Annotated in this window: 12 protein-coding genes; 3 read left to right on the forward strand and 9 right to left on the reverse strand. The window is 35.8% G+C overall.

Annotation, left to right across the window (positions count from 1 at the left end; translation table 11 throughout):
- Positions 1 to 93: 93 nt before the first annotated feature.
- Positions 94 to 2,970, reverse strand: coding sequence for an aminomethyl-transferring glycine dehydrogenase (gene gcvP / locus V7S79_RS07085; protein WP_459489866.1), 2,877 nt, complete (start codon positions 2,968 to 2,970; stop codon positions 94 to 96).
- A gap of 104 nt (positions 2,971 to 3,074) precedes the next feature.
- On the opposite strand from gcvP, the gene V7S79_RS07090 reads away from it, so the two are divergent.
- Positions 3,075 to 4,676, forward strand: coding sequence for a M28 family peptidase (locus V7S79_RS07090; protein WP_459489867.1), 1,602 nt, complete (start codon positions 3,075 to 3,077; stop codon positions 4,674 to 4,676).
- A 158-nt stretch (positions 4,677 to 4,834) separates the two neighbouring features.
- Here the strand turns inward: V7S79_RS07090 and V7S79_RS07095 are convergent, their stop codons facing one another.
- Genes V7S79_RS07095 through V7S79_RS07110 form a run of 4 tightly spaced genes read right to left on the reverse strand, consistent with a single transcriptional unit; the run spans position 4,835 to position 9,416 of the window.
- Entirely contained in the window at positions 4,835 to 6,982 is a 2,148-nt protein-coding gene (locus tag V7S79_RS07095) for a DUF4954 family protein (RefSeq protein WP_459489868.1), read from the reverse strand.
- On the reverse strand, positions 6,979 to 7,368 hold the full coding sequence (gloA2, locus tag V7S79_RS07100) for an SMU1112c/YaeR family gloxylase I-like metalloprotein (protein WP_459489869.1): 390 nt from the start codon (positions 7,366 to 7,368) through the stop codon (positions 6,979 to 6,981). Before gloA2 ends, V7S79_RS07095 begins: the two co-directional genes overlap by 4 nt.
- Entirely contained in the window at positions 7,365 to 8,456 is a 1,092-nt protein-coding gene (locus tag V7S79_RS07105) for a glycoside hydrolase family 130 protein (RefSeq protein WP_459489870.1), read from the reverse strand. The genes gloA2 and V7S79_RS07105 overlap by 4 nt, the downstream gene beginning before the upstream one ends.
- A 6-nt stretch (positions 8,457 to 8,462) precedes the next feature.
- Entirely contained in the window at positions 8,463 to 9,416 is a 954-nt protein-coding gene (locus V7S79_RS07110) for a phytanoyl-CoA dioxygenase family protein (RefSeq protein ID WP_459489871.1), read from the reverse strand.
- Positions 9,417 to 9,508: 92 nt separating this feature from the next.
- Here V7S79_RS07110 and V7S79_RS07115 point away from each other — a divergent pair, with 92 nt between their 5' ends.
- On the forward strand, positions 9,509 to 10,432 hold the full coding sequence (locus V7S79_RS07115) for a sugar phosphate isomerase/epimerase family protein (protein WP_459489872.1): 924 nt from the start codon (positions 9,509 to 9,511) through the stop codon (positions 10,430 to 10,432).
- A gap of 19 nt (positions 10,433 to 10,451) precedes the next feature.
- On the opposite strand, the gene V7S79_RS07120 is transcribed toward V7S79_RS07115, so the two are convergent.
- The 3 genes from V7S79_RS07120 to V7S79_RS07130 are packed head-to-tail and all read right to left on the reverse strand — an operon-like array spanning position 10,452 to position 12,509.
- Positions 10,452 to 10,823 carry an MmcQ/YjbR family DNA-binding protein gene (locus tag V7S79_RS07120; protein WP_459489873.1) on the reverse strand — a complete coding sequence of 124 codons (372 nt, stop codon included), beginning with the start codon at positions 10,821 to 10,823 and terminating at the stop codon, positions 10,452 to 10,454.
- Positions 10,792 to 11,418: a flavin reductase family protein gene (locus tag V7S79_RS07125; protein WP_459489874.1), complete on the reverse strand. Its 627-nt coding sequence runs from the start codon at positions 11,416 to 11,418 to the stop codon at positions 10,792 to 10,794. Before V7S79_RS07125 ends, V7S79_RS07120 begins: the two co-directional genes overlap by 32 nt.
- A 17-nt stretch (positions 11,419 to 11,435) precedes the next feature.
- Positions 11,436 to 12,509 (reverse strand): acyltransferase family protein, encoded by a 1,074-nt coding sequence (locus V7S79_RS07130; RefSeq protein WP_459489875.1) that lies wholly within the window; start codon positions 12,507 to 12,509, stop codon positions 11,436 to 11,438.
- Positions 12,510 to 12,791: 282 nt separating this feature from the next.
- Between V7S79_RS07130 and V7S79_RS07135 the strand changes: the two genes are divergently transcribed.
- The gene (locus V7S79_RS07135) at positions 12,792 to 13,091 is read left to right on the forward strand and encodes a hypothetical protein (RefSeq protein WP_459489876.1); all 300 of its coding nucleotides are present in this window, start codon (positions 12,792 to 12,794) and stop codon (positions 13,089 to 13,091) included.
- A 101-nt stretch (positions 13,092 to 13,192) separates the two neighbouring features.
- Here V7S79_RS07135 and V7S79_RS07140 read toward each other — a convergent pair whose 3' ends face one another.
- Positions 13,193 to 13,798 (reverse strand): recombinase family protein, encoded by a 606-nt coding sequence (locus V7S79_RS07140; protein ID WP_459489877.1) that lies wholly within the window; start codon positions 13,796 to 13,798, stop codon positions 13,193 to 13,195.
- Positions 13,799 to 14,202: the final 404 nt, after the last annotated feature.

Below are 14,202 nucleotides of genomic sequence, written 5' to 3' on the forward strand. Positions count from 1 at the left end.
CCTCTTACCTCTTACCTCTTACCTCTTACCTCTTACCTCTTACCTCTTACCTCTTACCTCTTACCTTTTACCTCTTACCTCTTACCTCTTACCTCAAACGTAGCTCTCTATCGGCTCACAAGCGCAAACCAAATTACGATCTCCATAGGCAGAATCGATGCGAGAAACGCTTGGCCAGAATTTATTGGCTTTTACGTAGTCCAATGGGAAAACAGCTTTTTCACGGCTATAAGGACGTGTCCACTCGCCTAATAGGACGATGGATTGTGTATGGGGAGCATGTTTTAAGACATTGCTTGTTTTATCTGCAAGGCCGTTCTCAATTTCTCTAATTTCCTCGCGAATGCTTAGTAAGGCATTGATAAAACGATCTAATTCCTCTTTGTTTTCAGATTCAGTAGGTTCAATCATTAAAGTTCCTGCCACAGGGAAAGAAAGGGTAGGTGCATGGAAACCATAATCCATTAAACGTTTTGCTATGTCTTCTGCTTCAACACCTGCACTGAGTTTAAATGGACGACAATCTACAATCATTTCATGTGCACATCTTCCTTGTGTTCCTGTATATAAAATTGGAAATTCTTTTTCCAAATGTGCTTTGATATAGTTGGCATTTAAAATAGCAGTTTCAGTCGCAGTTTTTAAACCTTCTCCACCCATCATTGCGATGTAGGCATAAGAAATGGCTAAAATACTTGCTGAACCAACTGGGGCTGCAGAAACTGCGCCATGCTTTTCAGCTTCAATGGAATCTGTAATTACGTGACCTGGTAGAAAAGGTACTAATTGAGGAGCAACCCCAATTGGCCCCATGCCTGGTCCACCGCCACCATGCGGAATACAAAATGTTTTATGAAGATTCAAATGGCAAACATCAGCTCCGATTGTTGCTGGAGAAGTTAATCCTACTTGCGCATTCATATTAGCACCATCCATGTAAACTTGTCCTCCAAATTCATGAATGATGGCACAAACTTCTTGAATAGATTCTTCAAATACCCCATGGGTACTTGGGTAAGTCACCATTAAACAAGCTAAATTATCTTTGTATTGTTCCGCTTTTGCACGTAAATCAGCAACATCGATATTTCCATTGGCATCGCAAGGTGAAACAACTACCTTCATTCCTGCCATAACAGCAGAAGCTGGATTCGTACCATGAGCAGATGACGGAATGATGGCAATATTTCTGTGTGAATCGCCACGACTTTCATGATATGCACGAATAACCATTAGTCCAGCGTATTCGCCTTGTGCACCTGAATTGGGTTGCATAGACATTGCCGCAAAACCAGTTACTTCACACAACCAAGCGCTTAATTCGATAATCAACCTTTGGTATCCTTTGGTTTGATATCCTGGCGCAAATGGGTGAATTTTACCTAATTCCGGCCATGTGACCGGGATCATTTCCGTGGTTGCATTCAATTTCATGGTACAAGACCCCAATGAAATCATGGAGTGAACCATCGATAAATCTTTGTTTTCCAAAGATTTTAAATAACGCAACATTCCGTGCTCAGAATGATATTTATGGAAAACGGGGTGACTCAAATAAGAAGAAGTACGAACGAGTTCTTTAGGTAATTTCCAAGAAACTTCAATTTCCTCTCCACCAATGGATTGACCTTTGGCTCTTTGGAAGAAAGCTAAAATTTCGATCACATCATCTTCATTGGAAGTCTCATCCAAAGCAATGCTTAATTTTGAGGCATCTTTTTTGAAATACCTAAAATTACGTTCAGCTTCCTCTGCAAATTCTCTGATATCAGCCGTAAATTCACCTGTTTTAACGGTGATGGTATCGAAGTGATGCGTATTTTCAATTTCAAAGCCTAATTTCTTCAAACCCGCTGTCAATAATTCCGTTAAGCCATAAATTTTGCTAGCAATATTTTTCAAACCTTCTGGTCCATGGTAAACGGCATAAGCCGCAGCCATGATAGAAAGTAAAACTTGTGCTGTACAAATATTGGAAGTTGCCTTTTCTCTTCGGATATGTTGCTCACGAGTTTGCAAGGCCATTCTCAATGCTCTATTTCCCTCTGAATCCACGGAAACTCCGATGATACGACCGGGAATATTTCTTTTGTATTTTTCTTTCGTTGCAAAAAAAGCAGCATGTGGCCCACCAAAACCCATTGGTACACCAAATCTTTGTGAACAACCAATGACCACATCAGCTCCCATTTCTCCTGGAGGAGTTAAAATGGTTAATGCCAATAAGTCGGCAGCAACAACGACTTGTAATTCTTTTTCTTTGGCAGATTGAATCAGCGATTGGTAATTTAAAACTTCTCCATTGGAAGCTGGATATTGAACCAATAAGCCATAAAATCTTTCGTCTGTCACATCAAAATTTTCATGATTTCCTACGACAATTTCAATTCCAATAGGTTCTGCCCTCGTTTTTAATACATCAATCGTTTGTGGTAAGCATAATTCAGAAACGAAAAATGCTTCAGCCTTAGATCTAGAAGCAGGTCTTTGACCATACAACATGGTCATTGCTTCAGCGGCTGCTGTACCTTCATCCAATAAGGAAGCATTCGCCAATTCCATTCCCGTCAAATCGATGATCATTGTTTGGTAATTCAATAACATCTCTAAACGACCTTGTGCAATTTCTGCTTGATAAGGTGTATAGGCTGTGTACCATGACGGATTTTCCAAGATGTTTCTCAAAATTACCGAAGGAACAATCGTATCATAATATCCCAAGCCAATGTGGCTTTTAAAGATTTTATTTTGACCCATGATGGCTTTGAAATCTCTTAAAAACTCAAATTCAGTTTTAGGATTTGGTAAGCGCAATGGATTTTTTAATCTGATTTTAGACGGAACAGTTTGTTGAATTAATGTCTCTAAGCTGTCGACACCAATGGTTTTCAACATTTCTGAAATATCGGTCGGATCTGAATTATTATGACGTAATGAAAAATCTTCGCGATACTTGAAATTTGGAATCATATTAGGCTGGGTTGATGATTGAAAAAACGCTACAAAAATAATCTTTTTATGGGATTTATTTTTCAATTCTTATCTTCGTAGCTTAAATATTTTCTTCAACAAATATGAAACAAAAATCGATTCAAGTTTTAATGCTTATTTCAGCATTTCTGCTAACATTATCCACTGCATTTGCACAGGTAAATCCAGTAACTTATGCCTATTCAATCAAGGCAGAAGATTTGAAAAAACATTTAACTTTTATTGCATCCGATAGCTTAAAAGGTAGGAACACAGGTTCAGCTGAACAATTAGTTGCCGCAAAATACATCGCTGATCATTTTAAAAAGGTTGGATTAGCGCCTGTTCAAGGCAGTTATTTTCAAAAAGTAGATTTAGTGAATCGAGCTTGGACAAATATTTCATTGGAAATCAAGGGTAAGAAATACGAATATTTAAAAGATTTTATGGCAAATGCTTTGGCGCCTGTAGTCGCTGGAACAAAGGCTAAAGTCGTTTTCGTAGGTTATGGAGTTCAAAAAGGAAATTATACCGATTTTGATCCATTGAAACTTAAGGGCGAATATATCTTGGCATTTGAAGGTGAAGCTAAAGATGCACAAGGAAATTATGTTTTATCAGGAACAAAAGATCCTTCGGCTTTCGGAAAAGGGGACGGATGGAAGGAAAAAATGAAATTAGCCAAAGCTGCTGGCTCGAAGGGCTTAATTTTGATCACTGATAAAGATGAAGTAGGTTTTGGAAATCAAGTACGTCAGCGCCAAGTTATGATGCAGCGTTTTGGTAATGAACGAATGGTTCAGAAAGATGAAACGATTAATCCAGCAGGAGAATTTCCTGTTCTGTTAATTTCAACAGAAATGGCTGCACAACTCTTGAACACAAGCCAAGAAAATTTATTAGCGTATAAAACGAATTTGGGGAAAGAAAAAAAATCACTTCCTTCTAAGTTTAAATCGAATTCAATCAACTTAACGATTGAAAGAACGGAAAAGCCGGTAGATACGTATAATGTAGTAGGTTATTTAGAAGGAACGGATAAAAAGGAAGAAGTGGTTGTGATTACTGCGCATTATGATCACATTGGAATTTCCATTGATGGACAAATTAACAATGGAGCCAATGATGATGGTTCAGGAACTGTGACTGTTTTGGAATTAGCAGAAGCCTTTGGAAAGGCAGCAGCCGACGGACATAGACCAAGAAGAAGTATTTTATTTATGACCGTAACGGGAGAAGAAAAGGGACTTTTAGGGTCTGAGTATTATTCTAATCATCCATTATTCCCATTAGCAAATACAGTTTGCGATTTGAATATTGATATGACGGGTCGAGAAGATGATGATCACATTGGGAAGCCAGATTATATTTATGAAATTGGTTCTGATAAACTTTCTTCAGAGCTTCGTCAAGTTTTGGTAGATCAAAATCAAAAGCATGTGGGATTAGATTTAGATTTTAAATTCAATGACCCAAATGACCCGAATCGATTCTATTATCGTTCTGATCATTATAATTTTGCCAAACACGGAATCCCTGTAGCCTTCTTTTTTAATGGTGTTCATGCTGATTATCACCAACCTACAGACGATGTGGATAAAATTGAATTCGATCAATGCCAACGCGTCGGCCGATTAGTTTTTTACATGGCTTGGGAAATTTCAAACAGAGAACAACGTTTGAAGGTAGATTCGAATAAACCCTGATTTTAGGTAAGAGGTAAGAGGTAAGAGAGAGAGAAAAGAGAAAAGAGAAAAGAGAAAAGAGAAATGAGAAAAGAGAAAAGAGAAAAGAGAAAAGAGAAAAGAGAAAAGAGAAACTTTTACCTATTACCTATTACCTCTTACCTCTTACCTCTTACCTCTTACCTTTTACCTCTTACCTCAAATAAAAACCTCTCATGCGCTTTTTTAGCTTCATGGATGAATTCATTGTCATCCAGGTCGCCAATGACAGCATTCATTTCTTTTTCATTTCCAAACATAGAAAGTCGGAAAGGATCTTCATAATCTTTTGATCTGGAATTTTGAATGCCATTGCTAAGGAATAGTGAAACTTCCTCCGCTTTTTGCATCCAAGATCGAATAAATTGAGGGTCAGATAAATCGCCACCTGAAATTTGCTTTAAAGCGATTAATGCTTGCTCAAATTTTTCTTTAGGATAAATAATTGCTTGCGATTCATACCATTCATGTACTTGGTTCCATCGATTAATTTCGCCAGATTTGATGGCCCTCTTTAGTTGATTAATTGCAGCCGTTTGAACCATTTGACCTCCTAAATTATCCCAATCACAAAGTGGTTTTTTAAGAAAAGTTAGATCTTCATTCGCGTAAATTAATCTTTGTTTCGCGGCATAGTAATAGATTAAATCTTTGAATATATGATAGGCCTTAAATGCTTTGGCAATTCGAGTTGGGCGTTTGGTATTTTCAATTCCAGTCACCCAAACATCCAAAGGATTGTGTTCATTCGCGGGGTTTTCCAGCCAAGATTTTCCTATTTCTGTGATTTCTTTTCGGTCATTTAAGGAATTTGTTTCCAAAGAATTACCTACCCAGAAACACAATAAATCCAAACTTTGAACCATTTCTAACATTGTATCTGGAGCTAGATAATCATATTCTAGTAGCATATTTTTATGAATACGCTGATCTCTGTTGTGAAATTTCCAAGCATTTCTGGCTAAAGCATACATATTGTATTGAAACCAATAGGCTGCAATAATTAATAATCCTCCCGTTTTTTCATCATTTCCTAGAAGTGAAAAAGGAAGGGGATTTTGAATTTCAGCAGGATAATTACCTTTAGATATTAAGTTGAAGCTCGCAAATTTGGAATTGTGTTTTAGGCTCACAGACAATCCTGGCCAAAAGCCTCTTCCCGTTTGTAATTCTCCATCTGCACCTCGGCTATTGTGATTAGATCCCAAAGTAGCCCCTGCTGCCATGTTGCTTTGACCTTTTATGATAGCTGCACACAAAAACGAATTATTGTGGTGTTGCTCATGCGATGGAAAAATAAGCGCATTTAATACTTCGCAACACGAAATGGTTGAATTGTTTCCTAAATAGGAATTGATCAATCTAGCGCCATATTTTAATTGCGAGTGGGATTCCAAAATAAATCGAACAGCTTTAACACCGTAAAATATTCGACAACCTTCGTGGATAATGCCATTCACAATTTCACAACCTTCTCCAATTTGAGTGGAGGCCTTTTCGTTGGAAAAAATGGTTAAATTTTTTAATTTATTGGCACCTTTAATATAGGTATCTGAGCCCATATTGACATCTTTGATGATCCCCGTATTTTTAATAACAGTTCGATCTCCAATTTGTCCATAAAATCCTCGTTCTTTTGAAAATTCTTTTTGAGTCATTTCAAAAAAACGCTTTTGTAAATCTATATCATCTCTATTTTGAGTCCACAAATAGGCATCAGCCAATTGCATATTTTCAAAAGGAACTACTTTACGCCCACCATTTTCATTTCCTAATTCCAGCCAAATTCGAATTCGTTCTTCTTCCCCCTCTTTGACAATACCATTTCCAAATTTGGCAGTTGGGGTGGTAGCTAATTCGTTGACTTGCAAGATCATGACTTCGTTACCAATTTGGTAATGAGAAAGTAGATTTACTCTGTCAATGGCTACATTATTTCCGAAATCGCAACTGATTAAGGTACTGTTATAAAGTCCAACTGGCATTCGGAGGTTTTTAAATTCCAAATAGCAGCTCTCTAAAATCCCAATTCGATTGATTCCAAAAAATCGACAATTCTTAACCAAATAGGGGTTGAAGCCATTTTTTACCCAGACATCTTTCCAGTTCTCGGCTTCATTTAGGTTGGCTTCCAAAATATTGATTTCTCTTTCCTGAAGAGGGCGGTAGTCCTCCAATTGCAAATTCTTGTTGCGATGATCAAATTCACTTTGATGATCCTTCAAGAATTCATTTGTGACAAAACCAAAACCTAATTGAGAGAGGGGCTTTTTTTCAATTCTATTCATATTTCATAAAACTCGATGGGTAAGCCATCGGGATCTTCTGTAAAAGTGAACCTTTTTCCTGTAAATTCATCCATTCTGATGGGTTCACAGAAGATTCCATTGTTTGATAAGTAGGATATAATTTCTTCTAAATGGCCAACTTGTAAAGCCAAATGTCGTAATCCACAAGCCTCAGGCCTACTTGTTCTGGCTGGTGGATTTGGAAAAGAAAACAACTCTATGATGTAATTTCCTTGACATGCGAGATCCAATTTATAGGAATTTCGTTCTTCCCTATACACTTCCCGAACGATTTCAAAACCCAAAATTTGTGTGTAAAATCGTTTTGATACTTCATAATTGGAGCAAATGATGGCTATATGATGAACTCCAGTAATCAAATTCATTTCGATTCATTTTTAATCGCAACCGCTATTTTAGAATCGGCCGTTCCATAATATAAGAACCATTTATTTTTAAAATGGACTAATCCTTCCACAAAACAAACTTCATTGACTTCACCAATTTGTTCATAAGGCTTATTGGGCCAAATGAATGGCTGATTAGTTCTGTCCAATAATTTATAAGGCATTGATTTGTCAAAAAGTGCTTCTCCAGCGCTATAAGTAAATTTGGGGAATCGTTTTTCATTGTAATTCGCTGAATTACTACTGTTGTAAATCATAAGAATTCCTTCAGGTCTTAGTAAGGCAAAAGGGCCAGGTTCCACTAATCGACTATCGAAATGCCCTTTTCTTGGATGAAGCACCGAAATAGCGGTTTTATTTTCTTCATCCTCACAAACTTTCCATTCGATTAAATCGGTAGATTCAGCTAAAAAAAGATTGGTATCGCCAAAATACATCCAATATTTTCCATTGATTTTTTCAGCAATCATTTGTTGATTGTTTTCTTTGACAACAATTGCCCCTGATTTCGACCAAGTATCGATGTATTTAGGATCTTTTAACATAGGTCCCAATTTTGTCCAATTTCTTAAATCGCTCGAAATTGCCGAGCAAAGTCGAGCTGTTTTTCCATCATAGGATGTGTAGGTCAATAAATATTTACCTTCTTGTGTTATTACGACGCGAGGATCTTCAATGCCACCCGGCCACTCGTACTTTTTGAAGGCATCATTTTGAGGAAATAGAATAGGGAGAGTTTCTTTTTTAAAATGAATGCCATCTTCACTGATAGCTAAACCGATTCGAGAAGTTCCCAAAGAATCTTGCGCACGATAGATTAAAAAGACTTTTCCGTCTTTAACCAAAGCGGTTGGGTTTAATACATTTTTATTTTCCCATCGAACAGGTTTTCCTTGAATAGGACAAGTAAATTCAAGGGATAGAGAGGGATTTAGAATGGGGTTTTGCGCATCTAATTTTTTGAAATCAAGCATCGCCCATTTATTTGGTAAAGCTTGCGCTACTAAAATACTATGGTTGCATAATAGTGAAGCGAGAATAAAAAATCCAATCAATGTTGATTTCATAGTTTGTTATTTTAGTTTACTAGCAATGTAACGCAGTATTTTCGGTAATTTGATATGATTATTCAATACATATAAATTATCTCTAGTTCTTACAAAATCAACTGGATTACCATTAAATGATTGTTTAGGCATTTCGCCTGTTCGGATATTTTTAATAAAGCGACGAATAAATAATTCATTGGTTACCATATTGGATAACATTGGAGTATAGTAGATACAATCCTCAAAATAATAATGTGTCACTTGGGATAGTCGAGTGCTATTGGGGTCATTGACAGGACTTCCTCCGTGAATAATGTTAGAAGACCAAATTAAGGCATCCCCCTTTTTTGCAAAAAACTTTTTCTTTTCAAATGGAGATACTTCCATGTAAGATTCCATGAAATCTTCGTATTCTTTGTAATTATCGTAGGTAGTATCTTCTGTAGAATTTTTAAAATTCGCAAAATTGTATTCTGGAGAGCGGTGTGACTTAGGGTAGTAATACAAAGGGCCATTTTCTTCAGTAATGTCTTCTAGTGCAACCCAGACTCCACACATATACCTTGCAGGCAAAGAACTAAAGTGTAAGGTGTCAGAGTGTGCTTTTTGTTGAGACCCAACAATGAAGTTTAAAGTTTGAAAAGGGACTACTTTTTTGTCATACAGAAATTCTAATTTTTCTAAAATACTTGGCTGGCAAGCCATTTGTTTTACTGCATCGGAGTATTGCCATAAATCTTGCACACGTGTTTTATCTCGATGTGTTTCAATAGGGAATTCTGGATTAAATCCCTTGTTTTTTATGTCTGTAATTACTGCATCAATTTCCTCAGGCGAAAATGCATTTTCTACCACTGCATAACCATTTTCATAATAATCCGTTGCTAATTTTTCTTGATTTGCATCCAGCTTTTTCGTCTTCAGAATTTCATAAAAAAAGGGTGATTCGACCCAAGGTAAATTCATGGAATGTGTCATAACAGTATGAGATATTTATTTCAAATTTAAAATTAAACAAATTATTGTATTTAATTTATTGATATCTTAGACTTGTTAAACCAATTTATCTAATGGAAAGAAGAGATTTTATTCAAAATTCATTTTTGGGTGCATTTGCAACCCAATTGCCCCATGAAAATCAAGGGAGTTTTAAGTCCAAAATTGAACCGAAAATTAAACTAAGTGTATCTAGTTATTCATATTGGCATTTTAAAGGAGAAAAATTTCCCATCGAAAAAGTAATTGATGAGGCTGCTTCATTAGGTTTAGAGGGAATTGATGTCTTGCATCGTCAAATGGAAAGTGAAGAAAATGCCTATTTGCAAAAAATCAAGAAACATGCTTTTTTAAATGGTATTGCATTAACCTGTTTGTCTATCCATCAAGGATTTGTTACGCCAGACAAAGCGGAATTAAAAAAACATGTGGACCATACCATTCATTGCATTGAATTAGCCTATAAAATGGGAATTCCATGTTTGAGATTGAATACGGGGAGATGGAATACCATCAAATCCTTTGATGAATTAATGGCTAATCGAGGAATTGAACCTATTTTGCCAGGTTATACCGAAGAGGATGGATATAAATGGTGTGTGGACGGAATTCAACAATGTTTAAGCAAAGCGGAGGAGTGTGGAGTGTTGTTGGCTTTGGAAAACCATTGGGGTCTAGGTTCTACTCCAGAAGGTATGTTGAAAATTCATGATTCCGTGAATTCTCCTTGGTTGGGCTTGTTAATGGATACAGGAAATTTCTTAGAAAATCCTTATGGTAAATTGGAGAAAATTGCTCCCAAAGCCAGCTTTGTTCAAGCTAAAACATATTACGGAGGAGGAGAGTGGTATTCATTGGATTTAGACTATCCGCGCATCATTGAGATATTGAGGAAAGTCAATTACCAAGGTTATATTTCCATCGAATTTGAGGGAAAGGAAGATCCTAAAACAGGTGTCAGAAAAAGTGTGGAATTATTAAGAAAAGCTTTGGGATAAGTTTAATCGAAATTGGTTTTTATTTTTTACCAGCCTTCACTAATTCGTAAGAATTGGAAATGAATTCTTTGATTAATTGTTGACTGAGTTGAGAATTAACAAAAACCGTATTCCAATGTTTTTTATTCATGTGCCAACCGGGGAAAACAGATTCAGGGAATTCTTCTCTTAATTCAATGGCTTTTTCGGGTTGGCATTTTACATTGAATTGAATAGGCATACTTTCCAAATCAAGTAATAAAAACATTTTATTTTTTACTTTCATGACCAAATGATTTGGGCCAAAAGGCATGGTCTCTTCTGCTTCTGGTAAACTTAATGCATATTCAACGATCTCATCTAAATACATAATCAATTCGTTAAAAATTCGGTAATTGGTCAACTTTGGCATAAGGAAATTTGCCAATCTCGCTTAATTCATAATAGGTATTTAAACCTCCCACACTAATTCCCTTTAATTTTTCAAGTAAAACATTTCCATCAGAATCAATTCCTTCTTCCGGCACAAAAATATGTTCCACTTGGCCAATGAGTAATATAGTGTCATTCGCAAATATGAAATGCTCTTCTTTGAAGCTAAGCCCTATTTTTAATGAAGATTCCTCCACGAAAGGTGCTTTAAATTCATCCAGAAATTCTGGAGTAAGGTGACAAGCTTCGAATTCAGATGTTGTTTCTGGAAATTTAGCAGAAGTAAAATGAGCATTTTCAATCATATTACTTTGAACATGGTTTAAAGTGAAATATTGATTGCTCTTGATGTTTTGATATGTATGATTTTTGTCTGTCAGTGGTCTAAATAGTATACCTATTAGTGCTGGGTTTGCACCAATATGAATGATATTTGAAAATATGGCTAAATTATTTTGTCCAGAATTATTTTTTGTTCCTATTAAGCATGCAGGTTTCCCTCCTGAAATTCCATTAATTAGATTAGTGCGATAGTTTTTGTCTAAATGAGAGATTTTTTCAGGTGTGAAATGCATAGCTTAGAAAGGTTCTATTAAAATATACTTTTTGTAAAATGATTGGCTTTTTTTTCAAAAAATTCAAAGGATAAAATACTTAAAACTAACGCAATACAAAAGATTGAAAAGCTGTAGATTGGATTGAATGGAGATAAGTTGAAGGGGTGATAGATGCTCTCGAAATATCGAATAACTATCTGATGAATCATGTAAAATCCAAACGAGATTTCCCCTAAATAAATAAATATCGGTTGAGAAAGCAATCTTGAAATATGTCCATTTTGAAACGCAAAAATTAAGATAATTCCAGACATGGGAATCCAATAGTACATGGAATATCGAAAAACTTCCGGTATGTAAGAATGAAAATAAAAGAATAAAACGAAAAGTGAAATAGCAGCGATTTCCATCCAAGTAAATGTGCTTTTTGTTGCTTTTTCAACTGAAATCATCTTAAAAATTCGATATAACATAATGCCAATAATAAAATCAACTATTCGAACAAAGGGATGAATATAAAAGATGGAATTTTGTAGAGGATGACCCTTCATCATAAATGCAGAAAAAAGAAATATGATCGTTACGATTGAGTAAATAGCTAAAATTCGAGTTAGAGGAGTTTTGGAAAAAAGCAAAAATAAGGAAGGAGTTAAAAGGTAAAAGAAAAACTCATTAGAGATACTCCAAGAAGGGGAATTAAAAGAAAAATAGACCTCTGGTAAGGGGATAAAGCTTTGCAATAATAATAGGTTGATACATCCTAGGCCGAAATAGACGAAAGGGCCAACAATTTTAAGTTTAAAAAGGTATGGGATAGATGCTAAAAAAGTAATTAGATGTAGAGGGTAAATTCGTGCAAATCGATTAATATAAAAGCTTTTGAATGAGATGGTTTTCGAAATTATTTTGTCGTAATAGTTGTAAGCGAGAATAAATCCACTGAGCATAAAGAAGAAACTTACCCCAATATATCCTTCTTTAAATATGTTTAAATATACTTTTTTTACGAATTGATTGGGAGAATCAACTAAAAAAATTAAATGTGAGCAAAAAACCATGAACGAAAAAACAAACCTTAACGAAGTAAGTGGTTTTATGGTTTTTGTCATGCTAGAGTGATTTTGTTGATAATGGTCTTTGTTGATTCGACATTCAGATTAATTATTTTGAAAACCAAATTCGAATTTACTATAAAATTGCAAACTTAATACAAATTGCTTTTATCCATTCTTTACTTCTCTCCCTTCTGCTTTTGGCTAAATAGCTCTGATATACTCAATAATCGTTCTGTATCCTTCCTGAATTATTCTACGGTGATAAAAGGTTCTACAAATGACATACACAAAGATAATAACTCCAACCAATTCTTCACTAAAGGTTTCTTCTTATCAATGGTTATACGAGTATCTTCTCCCAACCTTTGGACTTCACCTTATAATGACCATCAACAAAAGTTATTTGAGATCATCCGTGAACAACATGAAGACAAGGGAATGAACTTCGTTCAGATTAGTAATTGGTTGAACGAGAATAACTACCTAACAACAAGAGGTAAAGTATTCTCCCATCCACTGGCATGGAGTATGTACACAAAGAAACAAAGGAGTATCAAACGTTTTTCTCGACCTGTTGAATTGGATGTAATTAAATCTGAAGTGGATGTGGTGAATTATATCCCAACGATTAAGTGAGTATTATTACGGAACTCGTTGCACTCGTTCCTTCAGGGGAATCCTTTATTACGGGACTCGACTATCGTCTCGTCCCTTCAGGATTTTACTGGAACCTATTTTTAGACCATCTGGGAGACTTTCTTCACCTTGACAATAGTTGTGGGTGAACAACCAATAATCTTCGATATTTCGGTATAAGAATAAGTTCCTTTGGATAGTAAATTAAGTATTTTTCTTGACCTGTCTTTCTTCAACAGACGTTCAGGTGAGTCAACCGTTCCAACTTGTCTTCCAGTATATAGTTGTTTTTCCTTCCGAATTCGAATTCCCTCCATTTGTCGTTCACGGATTAACCCACGTTCAAAGGAACTCATCATGGACAGGATGGACATTAGTAGTTCGGAGAACTTATCAACCTTACCATCCTCACTTATGTTCCTAATGGATGGGTTCTTACATACGATGATGATTCCTTTGGTGGTTAGTTCCTCCCATACGGTTAATACATCCAATGTGTTCCTCCCAAGTCGGTCGATTGAATGGATATGTAATTCTTTCAATTTACCCTCGTCAAGTAGTTTTTTCACCTGTTGACCCTTGGGTCTTTCAAATAGGGGTATTGACCCACTACAATAGTCAGTGAACACGTAGTCAAAGTTCTTGTCCTGTAATTGTCGTTCTGGGTTTTGGGTTAGTGACGAACACCTTGAATATAATACTCTCATTTTTATACCATTTTATAACTGGACTGGAAATAATTCTATTTCTGGTATATAACCAAGGATTATGAGGTATTTTTTCATTACAGTTAATTCTATACCCTAAAGTTGATATTAAAATCGAGCCAATCAAATTTGACATGATCAGGAAAAATTCTTGTGTGAGATTGGACACCATGAAAATTATTAATGTAAATATTGACCGGCAGGAAGGGAGTATTAAAAAACGTCACTGGGATCACCCACCTTATCTCAGTCCCCCCTGTGTTTGAATAATCGGGGTTAGACCCATTTTAGAATCTTGACCCATTTTTCCTAAAAATTGAAAACCCCCTAACATGTGGGGGAATTCGATTCTGGAATTTTTCTGAATTTTTACTGGGATTGAGAAGAGGTTGAAGAAGTATGAG

Source organism: Aquirufa sp. ROCK-SH2, assembly GCF_054558315.1.